Here is a 23,076-nt window from a genome sequence, read left to right on the forward strand (position 1 = left end):
CTCTTGATGCAAAATACCTGCTCCTTTTTCAGGACTTGCCTGCTTCGAATACCAAATCACATAAACCAAAATAAACCATTAACCAAACCAGTATTAACCAAACCAGTATGAAACAAATCGATGGAAGCTTAGATGCTTCGAACAGAAAATTAGCTCACCACATAAAACAAAGCAGACATGAATAAAACGCTACTTATATACAGTTGCTGTCTGTGCTGGCTTCTGATGGGCCTTACTTTTAGCGCATCTGCGCAAACCGATGTAACCGTAAGGGGAATCGTTAAAGACAGTATTGGTGGGATTCCTGCAGCAACAGTAAGACATGCCGAATCAAAAAACGGTGTATCTACCGATCAGGAAGGCCGATATAGCATAAAGGTTCCTAAAAGCTCAAAGCTGGTCTTTTCATTTGTAGGCTATAAATCAAAAACGATTTCCGTTGCCGATTATAAACCGAATCCGGATGGTATTTATTTAATCTCTGTGGTGTTGTCACCAGACGACAGCTCACTGGATGAGGTCACTGTAGTGGGCTTCGGAACTCAAAAGAAAGCGAGCGTGGTCAGTTCCATCGTCTCGATTAATCCGAAAGAGCTGAAAGGACCAACCAGTAACCTGACCACCATGCTTGCGGGGAGGGTAGCCGGTATGGTAGCCTATCAGCGAAGCGGAGAACCGGGTGGCGACAATGCCAATTTCTTTATCCGTGGATTGGGAAGTTTCGGTGCCGGAAAACAGGATCCCTTAATTCTGATTGATGGTATTGAATCCAGCAACAACGATATGGCACGTTTACAGCCTGATGATATCGCTTCATTTAACGTTCTTAAAGATGCAACGGCTTCTGCTGTTTACGGTGCCCGTGGCGCCAATGGGGTGATTTTAATCATCACCAAATCAGGGATTGACGGGAGAACAAAATTCAGCTTCAGAACGGAAACTTCCTTATCGGGTAATTCCCGGAACTTCCGCTTTGCAGACAACATCTCTTATATGAAAATGGCAAATGAAGCCTCCCTAACCAGAAATCCCTTAGCCATCCTTCCATATTTACAGACTAAAATTGATGCTACCGCAGCAGGCGAAAATGAATTGCTCTATCCAAATAACAACTGGATTGACCTTTTGATTAAAGATAAGACCATAAACAGCAGATACAACATCAGTGCAACAGGAGGAAGTGCAAAGGCACGCTATTATGTTGCCGGTACCTATAATGTAGACAATGGGGTCTTGAAAGTTGATCAGCTGAACAATTTCAACAGCAACATCAAGATGAAAAATTATTCGATCCGGTCCAACGTCAACTTAAACATCACTGCAACTACAGAGGCCATCATCAGGGTCTATGGCCAGTTTGATGATTACCGGGGGCCGGTTGGTGGCAGAGACGAGAATGGTAACCGCATCAATGGGGGAGAGAAGATCTTCCGTCAGGCAATCGGCTCAAATCCCGTGATGTTTCCGGCAGTATATCCTGCTGCTTATTCTCCATTTACCAAACACCCGCTGTTTGGGAATGCCAGAACAATCGGGGATGGAACCTACATTAACCCTTATGCAGAAATGGTAAAGGGCTACGAAGACAGAAATGCTTCCACCCTCCAGACGCAACTGGAACTGAAACAGGATTTGAATTTCTTTGCCAGTGGATTGAGTGCGAGGATGATGGCTTATGCACGCAGGTATTCATTTTTCAATGTCAGCAGGCAATACAGTCCATTTTATTATTCTTCGAATGTTCAGCCAGACGGACAGATCAGGTTAGCTGCACTTAATGATGGTGGAATAGGATCATTAGTACCAGTGGGTACAGAATATTTAAGCTATGGTGAGGGGGATAAAGAGCTCAATTCTACTTTTTATGTGGAAACTGCCCTGAATTATAACCGGACATTCCATGAAAAACACGCGGTTACCGGAATGGTCATCTCCACGATGAGAAATTACCTTTCAGGAAATGCAGGTTCCTTACAACGTTCCTTACCTTCCAGGAATCTGGGCCTTTCGGGTAGGGCTACTTATGGCTATGACAACCGTTACCTGGCTGAATTTAGCTTTGGTTATAATGGTTCTGAACGTTTTGCAGACAAAAACAGATACGGATTTTTCCCTTCTTTCGGACTTGGCTATGTGGTGTCCAATGCAAAGTTTTTTGAACCGCTTAAATCATTTGTGACCAGTATGAAACTGCGGGCAACCTACGGATTGGCCGGGAATGATCAGATTGGAAAATCGGAGGACAGATTTTTCTATCTCTCAGAAGTCGACATGAACGATGGCACCTATGGCGCAAGGTTTGGCGAACTTTTAGAAGGATATAGAAACGGAATTTCGCTATCCAGATATGCCAATAACCTCATCACCTGGGAGCGCTCCAGACAGATCAACTTTGCACTTGATTTTAACATAAAAAATGCACTTGATGTAACCTTTGAAGTATACCGGAATACCAGGTCAAATATCCTGACTGAACGTACCTTTTTACCTTCAAGTATGGGACTGCAAGCTCCTGTCAGGGCAAATACGAATAAAATGCAGAGCCAGGGTGTAGACATCTCCCTGAATTACAATAAGAGTTTCGGCGATGGAATGTACCTTCAGGGAAGGGGTAATTTCACCTATGCAAACAACAAGATCTTGGTCTATGATGAGCCGGCTTTTTCGGATAAGGAAGCCTATAGGTATCATGTAGGACGTCCTTCTGCACAACGTTTCGGTTACATCGCAGAGCGTCTCTTTACTGATGATCAGGAAGCCATGAACTCTCCCCAGCAGTTTGGTGCAGTAGCAGGAGTGGATTACCGTGGTGGGGACATCAAATACCGTGATGTTAACCAGGATGGGGTCATCAGTGATGCGGATATGGTCCCTTTAGGCCTTCCTGAGTCACCGGAAATCATTTATGGTTTTGGTGGAACATTTGGATTCAAAGGTTTTGATTTGAGTGCCTTTTTCCAGGGATCCGCACGCTCTTCCTTTTTTATCGACTCAGAAAGAATCGCCCCTTTTGTTTTCAGAAGTGGAAATCAGAATGGCCTGTTAGATGTCATCAAAGAAAGTTACTGGTCGGAAGAGAACCGTAATATTTATGCATTGTGGCCAAGATTAAGCGAGAATCTGGTGCCCAATAATATCAAGACCTCTACATGGTGGATGCGCAATGGGTCCTTTTTAAGATTGAAGACGGTCGAACTGGGCTATTCCCTAAAAGACAAGACCGCAAAAAGACTGGGACTGTCCAGTCTCCGGATGTATGTAAACTCTTCAAATCTCGCCGCCCTTAGCAGTTTCAAACTATGGGATCCGGAGATGGGTGGAAGAGGATTGGGATACCCCATCCAGGTGGTATATAACATTGGTATCAACGTAGAACTTTAAGAAAACATGAATAATCTAAACCTAAATAAAGCCAGCAAAATACGTCCTTATCTGATGATAAGCGTATTGTTGATGACGGTGTTCTCTTCCTGCAAGAAATACCTGGACATCATACCGGACAATATTCCAACTATCGATAATGCTTTTACCTTGCGCAACGAGGCAGAAAAGTACCTGTATACCTGCTATTCCTATCTTCCCAGAGATGGCGATCCTACCTTTAATATCGGTTATATGGCCGGAGATGAGGTCTGGATCCCTTATGATCAAAGGGAATTTGGGCCAAATGCATGGCAGATTGCCAGGGGTTCTCAGAATGCAGCTGAACCTTATGCCGATGCCTGGAGCTCCAGAAGAGGAGGCGGTGGTCCTCAGAACAATCAGGGAGTCGGATTTTACGGACTATTCACAGGGATCCGTAATTGCAATATCTTTTTAGAAAACGTGAAAAATCCGGCTAAAGTTTTAGACCTCAGACAGGATGAAAGAGAGCGATGGATCGCAGAAGTTCAGTTCTTAAAAGCCTATTATCACTTCTATTTGATGCGGATGTATGGCCCCATTCCACTGGTAAAAACTAACATAGACATCAGTGCTTCTGAAAACGATGTTCGGGTAAAAAGAATGCCTTTCGACGAATGTGTGAGTTACATCACCAGCCTGCTGGACTCATCGGCAGCAGTTCTGCCTGTAATCATTGGCGACCGTGGGTCGGAGCTTGGCCGCATCACCAAACCAATTGCTTTGGCCGTCAAGGCTAAGGTTTTGCTGATGGCAGCAAGTCCGTTGTTTAACGGAAATACTGAGTATACCGGATTCCGGGATCAGGATGGAGTCAGTCTTTTTAATGCCACTTACGATGCCAATAAATGGAAGTTAGCTGCCGATGCTGCTAAAGCGGCGATTGAATCTGCAACTACCGCAGGTTTCAAGCTATATGAATTTCCTGCAACTGCTTTTAAACTTTCCGACACCACCAAAAGGCAAATGTCCATCCGCAATGCACTCACCGAAAGATGGAATGCGGAACATGTATGGGCGAACCCTAACTCTTTAGCAGCAGAAGGTTTACAGAGAAATGCAATGGCGAGAATCAATACCAATATAGGTGTTGGTACGGCCAGACAACAATTGAGTGTGCCCATAAAAATTGCGGAGCAGTTTTATACCGTAAATGGTGTTCCGATAAATGAAGATAAAACCCTGAATTTTAACAACAAATACACTTTAAGAACGGCTATCAGAAGGGAGCGCTTTCATATCAAACAGGGCTATACCACCGCCCGCCTCAATTTCGACAGAGAGCCCAGGTTCTATGCTGATCTTGGATTTGATGGAGGCGTATGGTATAAGTACGATAGTCCTACGAGTTCAGATTCAGCAACTTATGTGCTGGAAGGGAAATCCGTTCAGCTTGCCGGTGCCAACAACTACGGCTGGTATAACGAAACGGGTTATTTCATTAAAAAGGTGGTAGACTGGAACATGGCAAGTACCTCATCCAATATTTCCTACCGTACCTATCCATGGCCACAGATCAGACTGGCAGACCTTTACCTGATGTATGCGGAAGCTTTAAATGAAACCCTTTCTTCGCCAGATGCAGAGGTTTACGAATATATCAACCGCATCCGGAAACGGGCGGGCTTACTGGATGTTCAAAAGGCATGGATGGATTATTCAACCAATCCTACAAAATTCGGTAACCAGGCAGGAATGCGTGAAATCATCCATCAGGAGCGCTTAATTGAGCTGGCTTTTGAAGGCAGCCGCTATTGGGATATCCTGAGATGGAAAAAAGCCACAGAAATGTTCAATCAAAACATTACCGGATGGAGTGTTTCGCAGGGTACAGAACAGGAATATTATAAAGTCAGGACCATCTATCCTCAGAGTTTTATTGCACCAAGAGATTACCTGTGGCCGATCAGGACTTATGACATTACAGTTAACCCAAAACTGACGCAAAACCCCGGATGGTAGTAATTAAATTAAAGAACATGAGAAGTAATTATATGATAAAATTGGTTGCCGTTTTAATGGGACTGATTGTACTTAATCAAGGTTGTAAAGAAGACCAGATACTGCCTTTAACCGACAACCAAACCCCGCCAGGGGTGGTTTCGAACATCGCCGTGGAAAATGGTCCTGGAAAAGCTAAAATCAGCTATTCCTTGCCAAATGAAAAAGACCTGTTATACGTTAAAGCAGTCTACACCCTCAACAGTGGAAAGGAGTATGAGGTCAAGTCATCGATTTACAACAGCTCACTGGAAGTGGTTGGTTTCGGGGATACGGATGAGCATGTGGTTAAACTTTATTCGGTAAACCGCAGTGAAGTGGCTTCCACACCGGTGGAGGTTAAAGTAAAACCTCAGGAGAACGCCATCTGGTCTGTATACCGGAGCCTGGGGGTGATCGCCGATTTTGCAGGTATAAAACTGACCGCAAAGAATACCTTTCAGTCTGACCTGGCCATTGAGGTGATGGTGCAGAAAGATGGAAAATATGTTCCCAGTGCAAAAAACATTTACACCAAGGTGGTGGATATTGATCAGTCTGTACGTGGCTTTGATACGGTGTCACAGAAGTTTGCCATTACGATCAGAGACCGCTGGTTGAACTATAGCGATACCTTATTTGCTACACTTAAGCCTTTATATGAGACGGCACTCCCTAAAGCAGATTACCGCCCGATTACCTTACCTACAGATGCAACACAGGAATATACTTCCACCAGTCTGAGCTATATGTGGGATGGAAATATTATGGACTGGCCGAGAATATCACTGACTAAAACGACCATATTAACCCCTCAATGGGTGACTTTTGATCTTGGTAAACCGGCCACACTGAGCAGAATCATGATCTGGGATTACCCGGAATACCTGAACGCCGGAAGAACCTATTATTATGGTGGCGGCGTCAATCAGTTTGAAATATGGGGTTCTGATAACCCACCCAGTGATGGCAGTTTTAACAACTGGACCTTAATGGGGACTTTTCAGGCTAAAAAACCTTCAGGAAGTGCCTATGGTGTGCAGACAGGAGAAGACTATGCTGCTGCAAATGCAGGATTCAGCTACAGCCTCAAAATCGGTGCGCCTAAAGTGAGGTATCTCCGCATTAAGAACAATAAAAACTGGCAGGGTACCACTTTTATGTCTGTTGCTGAAGTGCAGGTATATGGCGATCCAAGATAGTTAATGACCCAAAATTTAATCCTATAAAGATGAAACATATGATATTAAATTGCCTGTTTAAACATCCCGGTTTATTCCTGTTGGCAATGATGACACTGTCCCTTGCTTCCTGCGAAAAAGCGGATAAATACAAAGAATTCGTTAAAGACGGGGAGATTTCCTATATCGGCAAACTGGACTCTGTGAAAGTATATTCGGGAAAGAACAGGGTGATGTTAAAAGGCATGATTACCTCAGACCCTAAAATTGTAGCATGCAAGATCTTCTGGAACAATCAAAAAGATTCTTTAGTCATCCCCGTAACTAAAGAAATGATCTCAGATACCATTCACAGGTTTGTCAACATTGCCAATGAAGGTTTTCAGAACTTTGTGATTTATACCTATGATGCAGCAGGGAACCGCTCCATCCCGGTAAATGCCTCCGGCCGGACCTATGGCAGCAGGTACCAGAGCGGATTGATCAACAGGGATATCAGTGCAGCTAAAACCGACGAAACCACAGGCGTCACTACGGTTGATTTCCTGGGAATGGACCGGTTAACAGGGGTGTTTGCTACGGATATTACATATACAAAGCTCAACAATCAATCCGCAACCATCAGGATCCCTATAGATTCTTCCAGGATCTCTTTAAGAGATTTCAAATACGGTTCAACGATAAACTACAAAACGCTGTTTTTACCAGACACGATCAGTGTAGATACTTTCTATTCTGCGGTCAGCACAAAACAGATCGTTGCACCCGCATTTATAAAGATCAATGTAACCAATACTTATCTTAAGAATGCAGGCGCTAATTTTTCAAGATCTGTATGGGATAATTCCAGATGGGGCTTACTGGCCGACTGGACCACCAGCGCGGGAGCAAAAAATGTAAACAATACTTACGGCAGTTATGAGCTCAGAAACGGATCCGTTGGGATGATTTCCTTTGAAGCGGGATGGGGACTTCCGGCGATTACCGATGCGCTGATTTATCAAACGGTAACCCTGCCCGCAGGTACCTATTCTTTTGAAGCTAACGGCCTTGATCAGAATTCAGGAGGAACGAGGTATATCGCAGTAGCGGCAGGTAGTGCATTGCCATTGGTAGCCAATATTCCAGGAGCTGCAATCAAATATGTAACCTTAAACCCACAACCCGCTACGGCCACAGTGAAGCTGGAGTTTACCTTAACCCAAACCACTCAGGTGTCGATCGGTTTTGCTGCCACCATGCCGGCAACCGGCCTGTACACCAAAATTGGAAATGTTCGCCTTTACACCGTTCAGAACCTGTAATATGTCCTGAATCAAAAGACCTGGCAGTTCCCCATGTTCAGCAAAGCAGCTGATGAACTGCCAGGCTTTTATTTTAAAAATCAATCTCCTTATTTATCCATTATGCTCAGCAAAAAAATGTATTTAATCATTTTGTTGTCCTTGCTTTTCTGTAAACAGGAAAATGCAATTGCACAGCAACCACAGCAACAGCAACAACAACATGCAATGATGCCAGGATCAGCCAGTCCCCAAAACGCGGTTGTTTTACTGGACTCCACATCATTTAACAGTCAGACTAAATTTGAAACACTCTGGAACATGTTTTATCCCTGGGGCAGAGACCACAACGGCTCAGCAAGGATGTACAAGGAGCAGGTGTCCATCATTCCCGGAGGGGTGCTTCAGATTACCGCAAAACGTCATGAAGCCTGGGAGGGGAAGAGCACCTCTGATCCTAAACTCAGGATATTTTACCATTCAGGAGCAGTCCATCTGAAAGAGAAAATAACGGTCAGCGAAAACAAACCCCGCTGGGTCATTAGTGGTGATTTTCAGGTCCCCTCGACCCCGGGAACATGGCCCGCATTCTGGATCACAGGTGCTGCAAGCTGGCCTCCGGAGAGCGACATTATGGAGTTTAAAGGAACAGATACGACCTGGCAAAATACCGCAACCGGACCGGATTGGAAACACCTGTCCTGGCAAAATAAGCTCTCGGCAGTGCCCAAACCCCAGGATTGGCACAATTACAAAATTGAAATGAAAAAGATCTCCTCCACAGCGGTCAGCATCGAATATTTTATCGATGGGCTCAGGACCGACACGCATCTGGCAAACTTTGTAGGCAAACCTTTCTGGCTGATCATAAATATGCAGATGGAAGGGGATAGTGGTACCGCTGGTAAGTCTTTGCAAACAGCGGAGATGAGAGGGAGAAATATCTATGTAGCAGCCTATTCTAATTAAATCATTAATAAATATTATGAAAACTAAATCTTTGATATTCAGCATTGTAGTTTTATCAGTTGTAAGTGCTGGCTGCGAAAAGGCAGCGGTTCCTGCAACAAAGGAAATTGAAAGCCCGGTATCGGTTACAGCCAAAATTCCAACCTTAACTACTGCTGCATTTAGTAGTGTTACCACCGTATCGGCCATCACCGGAGGAATGGTATCCGCTAATGGCGGAGCCTCCGTTACAGAAAGAGGAATATGTTATGGGCTTAAACCTAATCCAACCATAGCCGAGCTGGTGGTGACGCCCAGCAGTGTGTCTGGTTCAGGTGAATTTGTTGCCAGGCTGACCGGCTTAACCGCTTCCACAAAATATTATGTCCGGGCCTTCGCCAAAAATAGTGTAGGGGTTGCTTATGGTAACGAAATCGAACTGAATACGGCTAATGTAGCTGGTGCCACTTTTACGTTTACACCGATGTTTATCATCGGATCAACCCTGGCGGCAACAGATGTAGAAGTGCTGACAGACGGGGGGAATGCAGTGACCGAAAAAGGAATTTGCTGGGGTACTTCCGTTAATCCAACAACGGCTGATCATAAGTTGAAACACAATAGTACAGGGACAGGTAAATTCCGGACAATGATCAAAGGCTTGAGCGAGAAAACAGATTACCATGTCAGGGCATATGCCATCAACGCCAGTGGCGTTACTTACAGCGATGATGTTACTTTTAAAACCAGGCCTGCAGGAAAAATGACTTACACTTTTAACAAAGCCCAGAATCCTACCGCAGAGCAATTGGCTGCCTACGACCGTCTGCAAATGCCTGTTGACAGCGCTACCTGGTACATCAATAACTTCAGTTCCACTACAAAACACGTTTACCTCAATTACGACCCGGGAGTGCCAACTGCAGATGCCAATAATGAAGGCTGGATGAGATTTGGGGCAAGTACCGGTGTGCAGAACATCAGGACCATGCTGCACGAAATGAACCATACCCTGGGAACCGGAACTTCTTCCTGGTGGACAGGGAAAATTGTGGGGGGCAAATATCAGGGGCAACATGTAAATGCATTGCTGAAGAAAATTCAGAACAGCAGTGCAGATGTGCAGTTGAGTGGCGACAGTCAGCATTGGTGGCCATATGGTTTGAACCAAAATTCAGAGGTTACTTCCAGCTGGGATTATGTGTACAACTGTCTGATTATCGAAGCGATGAGAAAAGACGGAATGACCACCTATAGCGGTGCATATACCCCCTGATCAATAGCTTAAAAGAACTCCTTTCCTAAAGTAAAACACTCAGGGAAGGAATAGGACCCGAATTTTCGTCAGCATGCTTCTTTCCAAAATCTGATTTGAGGGAAAGAATTGTGCTGACGATTGTGTTTAATATAGCGCTCCGACCGACTATTTTATTACATTTGAATCCTAAAAAATTATAGCTAACCAAAAAATGCGTTTACTGCAATTTCTTATTCTTGTTACGTGTTTTTTGGTTCAGCCTCCAGCCGCAAAAGCCCAGTCATGGCCAGCAGACAATGGGAAGTCTCTTTATGGCAATTACGCGCTGAAAACCTATACGATTTCTGACGGACTTCCATCCAAAAACACAACGGCAACTTTCAAAGATAAAAGAGGTTTTATATGGGTAGGCACAGAAAATGGCTTGTGCCGTTTTGATGGGTATACGTTCAAAATATTTTACCATAAGCCGGGCGACAAGACCTCGATCAGCAACAACTTTATCAGCACCATTGTGGAAGACCGTAAAGGCAGGTTGTGGGTAGGCACCATGGACGGATTAAACATGATGGACCCGCTTACAGAGCAGTTCCAGTCTTTTTACCACAATGAATCTGTCGCCTCTTCTATCAGCAACAACAAAATATGGTCCCTGCTTTGCGACCGGCAGGGCATCATCTGGATAGGAACTGATGATGGTTTTAACAGGTATCAGGAATCTGCAAACTCCTTTATCGTTTATCAACCCAACCCGAAATTACCCCATGCTATGGTCGGCAAGTCGGTCAACTCGATCATTGAAGACCAGCAGGGAATGCTTTGGCTGGGGAACTGGAGCGGTGGACTAAACCGCTTCGACAAACGGACACAGCAATTCAAAAACTTCCCGCAACAACAATTACCGGGGCTGAAAAATCCGAACGATGTATGGGCACTTGCCTATGATGAAAACGGAGCGATCTGGGTAGGGACCTATTGGAGTGGATTGTTTCGTTTTGACCTGAAAAAAAACACCTTCAGCGCCTTTAAAACACCGGATAAAAGTAATGTGGGCATTTATAGCATACTTCCGGTTTCGGGCAATACTTTGCTGGTTGGTGGAAGCAATGGCTTTCATTGGCTGGATATCCGGAATAACAAATGGGAACCCATAAAAAACCTGGTCAATTATGCCTTTGGCGATGCTTACAAAGACCGTGACGGGATCATCTGGATCAATGCAAAGAATGGTTTTCTAAAGATCGACAGCAAACAATATAAGTTTGACCTGAAAGCTTTTAAACTTGGGGATGCGGAAGTGAAAACCATTGCGAGTAAAGACGACCGGATCTGGGTGGGCACGAATAAAGGATTGTATATGTTCGATTATAAAACCGGACAGCTATCGTCATTTAAGAAAAATCCTGCACCAAACAACAGCCTGGAAAGCAATGACATCAGTAAACTTTATTTTGATTCCAAAGGCTTATTGTGGATCCTGACCGAGGATGGCTTCGACAGCTATGACCTGCAAGGGAAGACCTTTTCCCATCATGACCATCATTCTGCTTTAGGCAGCCTGTTTAATGAGGATGTTTTCCGGGATATCCTGGAAGCTGAACCAGGGGTCTATTACCTGGCTACCGATGCAGGGCTTAAAGTGTACAACAGCCATACCAATACTTTCAGGCACTATTATAGCAATAAGAACGACAAAAATTCCCTGAGCAATAACCACTTGTATTCCTTATTAAAGGACGAGAAAGGAGACATCTGGATCGGGACTTATGGAGGCGGACTGAACCGTTTTAATCCCCGGACGGGAAAATTCCAGGTGTTCCGTACCTCAGAGCGCTCTGATGGAGGAATCAGCAGTAACATTGTAAGAGGTTTATTTCGGGATTCAGAACAGAACATCTGGGTGGCGACTCCCGATGGACTAAATAAATTTGAGGTTAAGAACCAGAAATTTGTGGTCTATTCAAAGAAAGATGGCTTTGCCAGCAATGTATTCCGGGACATCACAGCAGACCGCAATGGCAACCTCTGGGTGGTTACCGAAAGCGGATTATCGAGATTTAATCCCAAAGGCATGAAGGTCAGGAATTTTGATGAGGCCGATGGCATTTATGTGAACTCCGTCCTTCTGAATGCCGGAAAAGACATTTACCTGGCCGGAGCATTGGGCCTGATCAGATTCGATCCCCTGGCAATTCCTTTCAACAATGCCATTCCACCTGTCTATTTCACCGATTTTCAGTTGTTTAATAAGTCTGTGCTGCCGGATCCAAAGGGGCCACTCCAGCAAAACCTGAACCTTACGACAGCGCTGAGCCTTGATTATGAGCAAAGTGTGTTCTCCTTCGAGTTCGTTGGACTCAATTACCGCTATCCGGAAAAGAATGAATATGCTTATAAATTAGAGGGCTTTGATAAAAAATGGAACCATGTAGGAACACAGCGAAAAGCCACTTATACGAATTTAAATCCTGGCACCTATAAACTCCGGATCAGGGCATCGAATAATGATGGCGTCTGGAATGAAGAGGGAAAGGTCCTGACGATCAGGATTCGCCCGCCCTGGTACTGGACCTGGTGGGCTTATGCGCTCTATGCTGCCACAATCGTACTGGCCATCTACCTGTACATGAAGTACAGGAACAAACAGGCCGACCTGAAATACAAAATAAAAGTAGCGAGCATAGAAAGTGAAAAGGAAAAAGAACTAAATGAGAAGAAACTCTCTTTCTTTACCAATATTTCTCATGAGTTCAGAACCCCATTAACCCTGATCATCAATCCGATCAAGGAATTGCTATATCATGATGATAAAAATGTGGATACGAGTAACCTCAACATTGTATATCGCAATGCGAAGCGATTGCTGAGCCTGGTAGATCAGTTGTTACTCTTCAGGAAAGCAGATTCTCAGGCAGACAAACTGAAGGCCGTGGACCTGGATATCGTCAATCTTTGTAAAGAAGTTTACCTCTGCTTTTCCCATCAGGCCAGTTCAAGAGCCATCAAATATGACTTTACAAGCTCCTCTGATCACATCTGGATCTATGCAGACCGGGAAAAGCTGGAGATTGCCATATTTAACTTGTTATCAAACGCCATTAAATTCACTCCTGAAGGAGGAAGCGTCAGGCTTGAAATTCTGGAAATCACAGATAAGATCAGCATAAAGGTGATCGATACAGGATGTGGCATTCCGGAAGCAGCAGGCGAGAAAATTTACAACAGATTTTACCAGGAAACCGACGAAAACAGTTCTTTGAGAACTGGTTTTGGGATAGGATTGTTCCTGGTCCGGAATTTCATAGAAAATCATGGTGGTTCCATCACCTATACCAGTGTGCCAAATCAGGGGACCACTTTTATCATCAGCCTGCAGAAAGGAAATCAGCACATCCATCCCGATCAGCTGCTGCCAGCTACCGAAAGGAGTTCGGTGTTATTGATGGAGCTGGCAGAAGAGGAAGTCCATGCACAGCAGGAGGAAACACCCTCCATTGCCGAACCGCAGGGACAAGCCCTGGCCTCAGAAAAGAAATCAATGCTGATCATAGACGATAATAAATCGATCAGGGACTATCTGGCCGGTGTTTTCAAACCATATTATCATTTGCATGTGGCTACAAGCGGGGAAGAGGGCATGACGATGATCAGGGAACTGCTCCCGGATTTCATCATCAGTGATGTGATGATGCAGGGGATCAGCGGGATTGAAATCTGTAGTCAGGTGAAAGAAGATCCAGCCTTAAGCCATATTCCTGTAGTGTTGCTTACCGCAAGTTCTTCTCCGGAGATTAAACTGAAAGGATTGGAAATCGGGGCAGATGATTACATTAGCAAGCCTTTCGACAAAGACCTGCTGGTAGCCAGAGTAGCCGGTATCCTGAAAAGCAAAAGCAATCTGCAGAAGTATTTCTATAACGAGATCACCCTAAACCCGGATGCCTCAAAAATCTCCGCTGAATACCGGGATTTTCTCCAGGAATGCATCAGAATTGTAGAGAAACACATTACCGATCCAAATTTCAATATTCAGGTGCTTGCAGAGGAGATCGGGATTTCCCGCTCCAGCCTGTTCAATAAAATAAAGTCCATTTCCGGAAGGTCATCCAGCAGCTTTATCCGTTTCATCCGTCTGCGGAAAGCAGCAGAAATCTTTATCAATACAGATAATACCATTTCTGAAACGATGTTCATGGTAGGGATGAATGACATCAAATATTTTAGGGAGCAATTCAATAAATTGTTCGATATGAACCCTTCAGATTATATCAGGAAGTACCGCAAAAATTTTTCGAATAACCTGACCGTAAACAAAGAGCTCAAAAAGAAATAGCTGATTTTTATCCTCCAGCAGCAAAATTGCCTTCATTCTGCGGTTTTACCCCTCACATATTCTCTGTTTACCCCCCTGTATTCTCTTTAAAACCATCGAATTTAGCTTTTGTCAACAGGTTACAGGTAGCTCTGATCCGGCTGTGCGCACAGCGGAGACCATCAGATTTACGGGTAACAGTTGATGAGCTAAATCCTAAAACCAAATATAAACTGATATGAGAAAAGTGATACAAAACGTGTATGCTCCGTTTTGGCTGCTGACAAAAAGGGCTTTCGTAGTAACCGCTATCAATGCGTTGCTGCTTTCCGCTCAGTCAACACAAGCTTCCGAAAAGCTGACTGTCAATGTACGCCAAAGTGTAGTAACTGGAACTGTTTACGATGAAACAGGAGGGGTACTGCCAGGGGTTAGTGTAATGGTAAAAGGCACCACAACCACTGTAGCCACCAACGAACAGGGTAAATATTCCATTAAAATTCCGTCCGACAATGCGATCCTGGTATTTAGCTATGTGGGATATACCAATCTGGAACTTCCTGTTGGAGGAAAGTCTGTGCTGAATGCACGTCTTTCTCCGGATGCCAAATCGCTGAACGAACTGATCGTGGTAGGTTATGGTACGCAGAAAAAGGAAACGGTAACAGGATCGATCTCACAGATCAAAGGAGCAGACCTGGTGAAAAGTCCGCAACCAAACTTATCCAACTCTCTTGCAGGAAGATTTTCAGGAGTAGTGATCAACAACAGGGGTGGGGAACCTGGTTATGATGGTTCAAACATTACCATCCGCGGACAAGCGACAACAGGCAGCAATAGCGTGCTGGTGGTGGTTGATGGAATTCCCGGGCAAATCGGCGGACTGGAACGTCTGGATCCTAACGACATTGAAAGTGTTTCGGTATTAAAGGATGCCTCGGCTGCGATCTATGGTAACCGCGCCGCAAATGGGGTAATCCTCGTAACCACCAAAAGAGGGAAAACAGGAAAGCCGACGATCAGTTATAGCTTTAATCAGGGCTTTAGTTCGCCTACAAGGATTCCAAAACTTGCAGATGCAGCAACCTATGCGCAATTGATGAATGAGATCAATTTTGATTCCAGTCCTTCGGGAGGAATGAACCAGTCTTACAGCGAAGCACAGATCCAGAAATTCAGAGATGGTTCTGATCCCCTGCTTTTTCCAAATACAGACTGGAGCAAAACGGTCCTTAAAGATGTAACTACACAAAATCAACATAGCCTTGCCGTATCCGGTGGAACGGATGATGTGAAATATTATGTATCGCTGGGTATGATTAACCAGGACGGCTTATATAAAAACGGGGTGGCCAATTATAAACAATACAACTTCCGCTCAAATGTGGATGCCAACATCAGCAAACGCCTGAAAGTAGGTTTGTCACTTGCCGGAAGAGAAGAAAACCGAAAGTTTCCCATCACCAGTGCGGGTGATTTGTTTCGCTCTATTTACCGCGCCAAGCCTATCGTGGCTGCATTTTATCCGAATGGATATCCTACCAGGGGAATTGAAGGATTAAACCCTGCGGTGTTAGCTACTGATTTAGGTGGAAGCAGCAATAGTCCTACACAGGTATTGAACGCGATCCTGAAAGGCAGCTACCAGATCCCTGGCGTCGAAGGATTGTCGGCAGATGGATTTTTCTCCGTGGATAAATCCAACGTATTTACTAAAGCTTTTAACAAACCTTACCTTTTATACGAATACCAGCCGGGCACAGATACCTACAAGTCCGACATCTATGGTGGCAACAACAAAAAAGCGACACTGAAAGAATCTCAGCAACGGGAATACCTGCTGACTTCCAATATTAAGCTGAATTTTGCCCGTCATTTCGGTCTTCACGACATCAATGCTTTTGTAGGTTTTGAGCAAAGCAGAAACAATATTGAGTATTTTGATGCGGAACGTTTCAACTTCGTGTCCTCTCAACTGCCGGAATTGTCGCAGGGTGGAACAGCAGCAACAGATTTCCTGAATTCCGGTTACAGCTCCAACTATAACCGCAGGAGTATCATCAGCAGAATTGCCTATTCTTATGCCGACAAATACCTGATTGAAGGTCAGCTTCGCCGGGATGGGTCATCTATTTTTGCGAAAGGAAATCAATGGGGAACTTTTCCTTCTGTTTCTGCCGGCTGGCGCATCAATAAAGAAAAGTGGTTCAGTGAACGGGTGAAGTTTTTTGACGAACTGAAACTTAGGGCTTCCTATGGTTCACTCGGTAACGACAATGTGAAGGGATTCCAGTTCTATGACAATTACGTCCTTGTGGGCAATGGATTTGTTGCACAGGTACCGGGAGGAAGTCCAACCATTCAGCAGGGAGTAGGCTTATCAAAACTGGCCAATCCGGACATCACCTGGGAAGTATCTAAAAAACTGGATATAGGAATCAATGCAACGTTCTTAAAGAACTTCACGCTGGAAGCCATCTATTTCAAACAACAAAGGTCTGATATCCTGGCCGCACGTAATGCTTCTCTTCCAGGATCATCCGGGATCGTTAACCCTTACAATGACAAAAGTGCCAATTACAACCCATTGGTTCCTTCAGAAAACATAGGTAAAGTAAATAGTGAAGGTTTTGAAGGTACGCTGGGTTATACCCATCGTGGGGCCGAATTTAACTGGGGTGTATCAGGTAATTTCACCTATGCTAAAAGCAAGATCATCTTCATCGACGAGGCATCGGGTACTTTGGCTTACCAGAGAGAAACCGGCGGCCCTTTAAATAGTTACCTGCTGTACAACAGCATTGGTTTGTTTCGTACACAAGCAGACCTGGACAATTATCCACATGTCCCGGGTGCCAAAGTGGGCGACCTGATCTATCAGGACATTAACGGAGATGGGCTGCTGAATGCGGATGATATGACCCGTCAGAAGTATGGAAATATCCCTCAGATCACTTATGGCTTTAACCTCAACGCTTCTTATAAAAACTTCGATCTGTCGGTACTCTTTGCAGGCCAGGCGCAGGTGAGTCAGTATGTATTGCCGGAGTCAGGCAGCATCGGGAACTTCTACAGCAGCTGGGCAGACAACAGGTTTAGTGCTTCCAATCCAAACGGCAGTTTTCCGAAAGTAACCGAGCGTGCGTCCAATGCCATCAGTGGTGGGAGCTACAGGAATACCTTCTGGATGAACAACGCTTCTTTCCTGCGACTTAAAAACGTGGAACTGGCCTATAACCTGAAAGCAGATTTTCTATCGAAGATCAAGGTTTCAGGAGTCCGGTTATTTGCAAGTGCATTCAACCTGTTCACCATCACCAAAGTAAAAGATTATGATCCGGAAGGCAACAGCGAAAGCGGTCAGTTTTACCCTCAGCAAAGGATCATCAACTTAGGGGCAAACGTTAAATTTTAAATCTTGTCAAAATGAAGTATAATTATAGCATACCAGTTTTTATCTTATTATGCGGTGTACTGGCACTGAGTTCATGTAAAAAAGATTTTCTGGACGTTAAGGCAACAGACCGGGTTCCGGAAGAAATGCTGGAATCGGATACCGCAGTGTTTGAAGCTTTTGTGACTAATTCTTACATAGGAATAAGAATTCAGGACAAAGAAGCAGATGGTACAAATCCCGGATTTGGCCGTGGCTTTGAATACAGCATGTGGAGTTCCTTAACAGATGAGTCCATCTATAACAACGATGATGCCACCTGGCTGATCCAGAGAGGACAGCTTGCTCCTGAAAATCTGGGTGCACTGGGCGTGCTTTGGAGCAGAAGTTACCGCAGCATCCGCGAATGCAATTATGCCTTGAGTGTGTTGGCAAAGATCGAAATGAGTGCGGCGCATAAAAGAATGATCGAAGGTGAAATCAAATTTATCAGGGCATTCCGCTATCAGGACCTGATCAGAAACTATGGTAAAGTCGTGCTGATGGGAGATCTGGTCTTTAACTTAAAAGACAATTTGCAGGATCCTGCTTTGTTTAAACGCGTACCCATCAAAGAAGGGATCGATTATGTTATTGCCCAACTGGACGATGCGGCCTCAAAACTGCCTTTAGACAATAGCAACACCTGGGTTGGAGGAAGAGCCACAAAAGGAGCTGCACTGGCTTTAAAATCCAGACTTAGTTTATATGCAGCGAGTCCTTTGTATGCCGCAGGCACCTGGGAGGCTGCTGCTGCAGCTGCACAGCAAGTCATCGCCCTGAACAAATACAGCCTTTATCAGGGAGGTTATGGCAATATGTTTCTGATCAACCAAAGTACAGAATCCATATTCGAGCGGATATACACCAAGAATGCCAACCATGTGCACCTGGAAATCGCAAACGGACCAAATGGTTATGGCGGATGGGCAGGAAACACGCCTACGCAAACCATGGTGGAGGCTTACGACCTGACCAATGGCTTGCCGGCAAATACAAGCAATCCATTATATGATCCGGCAAAACCTTATGAGAACCGTGATCCCCGTTTCAAGGCCACCATATTGTACAATGGTGCCGCTTACCGCGAACGTAATGTAGAAACCTTTATCCCAGGTGGAAAAGACAGCAAAGATGGAAATGACAACTGGAATACGACAAAAACAGGATACTACCTTAAAAAGTTCATGAACGATGCTTATCCATTGCAAAACCCTTGGGGGAATGCCGGGTTCCAGCCATGGATCTATTTCAGGTACGCAGAAATCCTGCTTAATTTTGCAGAAGCAGCAAATGAAGCTTATGGTCCTGATGCGGTCCCTGCCGGAGCTACAATGAGCGCCCGTCAGGCCATCAATTTGATCCGTTCCCGAGCGAGTGTCAATATGCCGGCGGTGGTTGCAACCGGACAAGTTGATATGCGCGCAGCGATCAGACATGAACGTCAGATAGAACTGGCCTTTGAGGAGCACCGTTTTTACGATGTAAGACGATGGAAAATTGCGGAGGTAACAGAAAACCTGCCTTGCCGCGGGATCATCATTACCAAAAATAACGATGGCAGTTTCAGCTTTGCCAGTAAGGTTGCACTGGACGGACGCAAGTTCGAAACCAAGCATTACTGGTTGCCGATTCCGAGAACCGAAATCCTGGCTTCAGGAAATAAACTGGAACAGAATCCTTTTTATTAGAATTTAAATACACGCACCTAAATACCTGAACTCCGGAAAGCCTGGCTTTCCGGATGTTTTTCATCCTTTCATCCCAATTAAGAAGAGAAGATATGTTTAAGAATAAAAATCTGGCCCTTGCGAGACTGACCTTCGCGGTTTTGCTGCTTCCAGCCCTAAGCAAAAGCCAGGATGTTCTTCCGATAAAGATCAGAATTGACGCAGCGCATCCGCTGCAGACCATAGAAGGGTTCGGGGCTTCCGATGCCTGGACCTGTCAGTATGCCGGCCTTTGGCCGGAAGAGAAAAAAAAGAAAATGGCCGATCTGCTGTTCAGCAATGACTTTGATGCTAAAGGAAATCCGGTTGGGATCGGACTGAACCTCTGGCGTTTCAGCATCGGTGCCGGTAGTGCGGAACAAGGTGCCGAAAGTGGCATCAGAGACAAATCGCGCAGACAGGCTTCCTTTTTAAAACTAAACGGAAGCTATGATGAGCAGGCTATGCCTGGGCAGATGTGGTTTATGAATGCGGCAAAGGCAAGAGGGGTAAAGAAGTTCCTTGGATTTGTGAACAGCCCGCATGTGAACTTCAGTTTAAACGGAAAAGCTTTTTCCAGTGATGGCAAAACAAACCTCGATTTCAGCAAAAAGAATGCATTTGCGCAGGATCTTTTGAAAACCATTCAAATCATAAAAAAACAGACGGGTATCACTTTGGATTACCTCAGTCCGGTAAATGAACCCCAATGGAAATGGGACGAAGGCAAGCAGGAAGGTTGTCCCTATACCAATGCAGAAATCGCAGAGCTGGTGAGAACATTGAGCCCGGTTTTAAAGAACGGAGGGCTAAACACCAAAATACAAATTGCCGATGCCGGGCAACTGGATTACCTGACCGATCATAAGGACACACCTAAAAGTCAGCAGATCTCCTATTTTTTTGATGCCAAATCCCCAGGTTATCTTGCAGAATTACCCAATCTGGACCGGAGCATTTCCGGACACAGCTATTTCACCACCAGTCCCGAAGATCGTTCCATACAGATCAGAACAAAGGTCGCCAATGAAGTGGAGAAAGCGGGAAACCTTCGGTTCTGGATGTCGGAGTACTGTGTGCTTGGCGATGGCCTGTTGAAAGGCGAAGGCAGGGATACCGGAATGACGACAGCCCTGTTTATTGCAAAACTGATGCACCATGATTTCAGCTATGCCAATGCGACCTCCTGGCAATGGTGGCTTGCCGTTTCGGCAGGTGATTATAAAGACGGACTTGTATACCTGGACAGGGACAAAAACCATGACAAAAATGATGGGACAGTTGTGGAAAGTAAAATGCTCTGGGCAATGGGCAATTACAGCCGGTTCATCCCCGAGGGCAGTCGCAGGCTCCCGGTAAAAATAGAAAATATTGATCAGGTTTATGCCTCAAGCTACAGCCATGCTGGTAAAATCATCACCGTCATCGTGAATACCCGAAAAGAGGCGCTGTCTCTGGAGATCGATGGGATCAGCAAAAAACAAAGAAAAATAAAGACATATACGACTTCATCAGGCCAGAGTCTGAGATCTGCTACAGTCAATTCAAATTCAATAAAGATTCTGCCGAAATCGATCACCACACTTTTGAGCGATGAGCACTAAATCCCTAAATCAACCCCAAATGAAATTTTTAAGATACATCTGTTGTCTGCTGGCCCTTCCTTTAACGCTCCTGACCAACACCGAAAAAGCCAATGCCCAGCAGCATACTTTCAGCCTGAGCGATTCGACCTTTCTCCTGGACAATAAACCCTTCCAGATTATTTCTGGGGAGATTCATTACCCGAGGGTGCCCCGGGAAGCCTGGAGACAACGCATGAAAATGGCGAAAGCCATGGGCCTCAATACCATCGGAACCTATGTGTTCTGGAACCTGCATGAACCTGAAAAGAATACCTTTGACTTTAGCGGTAACAATGACATCGCTGAATTTGTGAGGATCGCCAAAGAAGAAGGACTCTGGGTTATCCTGAGGCCCAGCCCTTATGTTTGCGCAGAATGGGAATTCGGCGGATATCCTTACTGGCTGCAAAATGAAAAAGGCCTCGTGGTAAGGAGTAAAGAAAAGCAATACCTCAAAGAATATGAAACCTATATCAAAGCCGTAGGTAAACAACTCGCCCCCTTACAAATCAACCATGGTGGAAACATCCTGATGGTACAGGTGGAAAATGAATATGGTTCTTACAGCAACGACAAAGAATACCTGTCCATCAATCAGAAGTTATTCAAAGAAGCCGGATTTGATGGATTATTATATACCTGTGATCCGGAAGCAGACCTGAGCAATGGACATTTACCGGGATTATTGCCAGCCATCAACGGGCAGGACAATCCGGCTATCGTAAAACGCAAAATCAAGGCATTAAATGAAGGTAAAGGTCCGTTTTTCATTGCTGAATGGTATCCAGCATGGTTCGACTGGTGGGGGACCCCACACCATACCGTTCCGGCAGAAAAATATACCGGCAAACTGGATGCGGTATTAAAAGCAGGCATCTCCATTAACATGTACATGTTCCATGGAGGCAGTACCCGTGGTTTTATGAATGGTGCCAATTATAAAGATACCACGCCTTATGAACCCCAGATCAGTAGCTATGACTATGATGCACCTTTAGATGAAGCTGGTAATGCAACCGATAAATTCATGAAGTTCAGGGCCGTGATCCAGGCAAATCTGCCTGCCGGACAAACACTTCCTGAAGTTCCTGCAGCCAAACCTTCCATGGTGATCCCTGCGATCACTCTTCAATCTGTTGTTAAAGTAAGTGACCTTTTAACTGCTCCAGTAAAGCAGCTGAAACCCATGACTTTTGAAGAGCTGAATCAGGCATACGGATTTGTCTGGTATCGCAGTACACTGGATGGTGGTAAAACAGGAACCCTGAAAATCAAAGAACTGAGAGATTATGCAATCATTATGATCAATGGAAAACGTGTGGGCATTCTGGATCGCCGCAATGCTCAGGACAGCCTCTCGATCAGCTTGCCTAAAGGAAAGGTTACCCTGGACATTCTGGTGGAAAACCTGGGAAGGATCAACTTTGGACCAAACCTGCTCAAAAACAAAAAAGGAATCACACAATACGTCAGCTTTGCCGGTACTGAAGTTAAAAACTGGACCATGTTTAAACTGCCTTTCAATTCCGTTAATCAGCTGAAATTTAAGTCTGTCTATAAAGCCGGCAATACCCCGGTACTGAGAAAAGGAACCTTTAGCCTGGAAAAAACGGCCGATACTTACCTGGATATGCGGAAATGGGGAAAAGGAATGGTTTGGCTGAACGGTAAAAATCTGGGCAAATATTGGGAAGTGGGACCACAGCAAACGCTATACCTGCCTGCAGAATGGCTGAAAAAAGGAAAAAATGAAATAGTGGTACTGGAACTTTATAAACCGGAACAAACTTCCTTATCCGGACTTGCCAGGCCAATACTGGATCAGGTAAATCCAAATGTAAAATAGAAAACAGAGGGTTAAGATACAATCTCATGTGGTTAAATTTTGAGCATTTATAAGTCGGCCGGTTCTATACTTTTATAGTCAGATCTATAGACCTGATCT

General features: G+C 44.8%; 11 protein-coding genes. All 11 read left to right on the forward strand.

The features are described from left to right. Positions 1-177: 177 nt before the first annotated feature. Positions 178-3,381 (forward strand): SusC/RagA family TonB-linked outer membrane protein, encoded by a 3,204-nt coding sequence (locus tag BUC20_RS00890; RefSeq protein ID WP_084528406.1) that lies wholly within the window; start codon positions 178-180, stop codon positions 3,379-3,381. Between the two features lie 6 nt (positions 3,382-3,387). Next, positions 3,388-5,364 carry a RagB/SusD family nutrient uptake outer membrane protein gene (locus BUC20_RS00895; protein ID WP_084528408.1) on the forward strand — a complete coding sequence of 659 codons (1,977 nt, stop codon included), beginning with the start codon at positions 3,388-3,390 and terminating at the stop codon, positions 5,362-5,364. Positions 5,365-5,381: 17 nt separating this feature from the next. After that, a complete protein-coding gene (locus BUC20_RS00900; RefSeq protein WP_073229321.1) occupies positions 5,382-6,584 on the forward strand; it encodes a DUF5000 domain-containing lipoprotein in 1,203 nt (400 codons plus the stop codon). A 29-nt stretch (positions 6,585-6,613) separates the two neighbouring features. Beyond that, positions 6,614-7,867, forward strand: coding sequence for a DUF4998 domain-containing protein (locus BUC20_RS00905; protein ID WP_073226227.1), 1,254 nt, complete (start codon positions 6,614-6,616; stop codon positions 7,865-7,867). A gap of 117 nt (positions 7,868-7,984) precedes the next feature. Further along, positions 7,985-8,815, forward strand: coding sequence for a LamG domain-containing protein (locus BUC20_RS00910; protein ID WP_234994414.1), 831 nt, complete (start codon positions 7,985-7,987; stop codon positions 8,813-8,815). Positions 8,816-8,831: 16 nt separating this feature from the next. Next, the gene (locus tag BUC20_RS00915) at positions 8,832-10,070 is read left to right on the forward strand and encodes a hypothetical protein (RefSeq protein WP_073226230.1); all 1,239 of its coding nucleotides are present in this window, start codon (positions 8,832-8,834) and stop codon (positions 10,068-10,070) included. A 232-nt stretch (positions 10,071-10,302) separates the two neighbouring features. After that, complete coding sequence (locus BUC20_RS00920; protein ID WP_159441027.1) at positions 10,303-14,385, forward strand: hybrid sensor histidine kinase/response regulator transcription factor; 4,083 nt, start codon at positions 10,303-10,305, stop codon at positions 14,383-14,385. Positions 14,386-14,602: 217 nt separating this feature from the next. Beyond that, on the forward strand, positions 14,603-17,779 hold the full coding sequence (locus BUC20_RS00925; RefSeq protein ID WP_073226236.1) for a SusC/RagA family TonB-linked outer membrane protein: 3,177 nt from the start codon (positions 14,603-14,605) through the stop codon (positions 17,777-17,779). Positions 17,780-17,790: 11 nt separating this feature from the next. Further along, positions 17,791-19,488 carry a RagB/SusD family nutrient uptake outer membrane protein gene (locus tag BUC20_RS00930; protein ID WP_073226238.1) on the forward strand — a complete coding sequence of 566 codons (1,698 nt, stop codon included), beginning with the start codon at positions 17,791-17,793 and terminating at the stop codon, positions 19,486-19,488. A gap of 92 nt (positions 19,489-19,580) precedes the next feature. Further along, positions 19,581-21,110: a glycoside hydrolase gene (locus BUC20_RS00935; RefSeq protein ID WP_073226241.1), complete on the forward strand. Its 1,530-nt coding sequence runs from the start codon at positions 19,581-19,583 to the stop codon at positions 21,108-21,110. Between the two features lie 19 nt (positions 21,111-21,129). Next, the gene (locus tag BUC20_RS00940) at positions 21,130-22,977 is read left to right on the forward strand and encodes a glycoside hydrolase family 35 protein (protein ID WP_073226244.1); all 1,848 of its coding nucleotides are present in this window, start codon (positions 21,130-21,132) and stop codon (positions 22,975-22,977) included. Positions 22,978-23,076 lie beyond the last annotated feature (99 nt).

The sequence above is a fragment of the Pedobacter caeni genome, assembly GCF_900129215.1.
GTDB classification, from domain to species: Bacteria; Bacteroidota; Bacteroidia; order Sphingobacteriales; family Sphingobacteriaceae; genus Pedobacter; species Pedobacter caeni.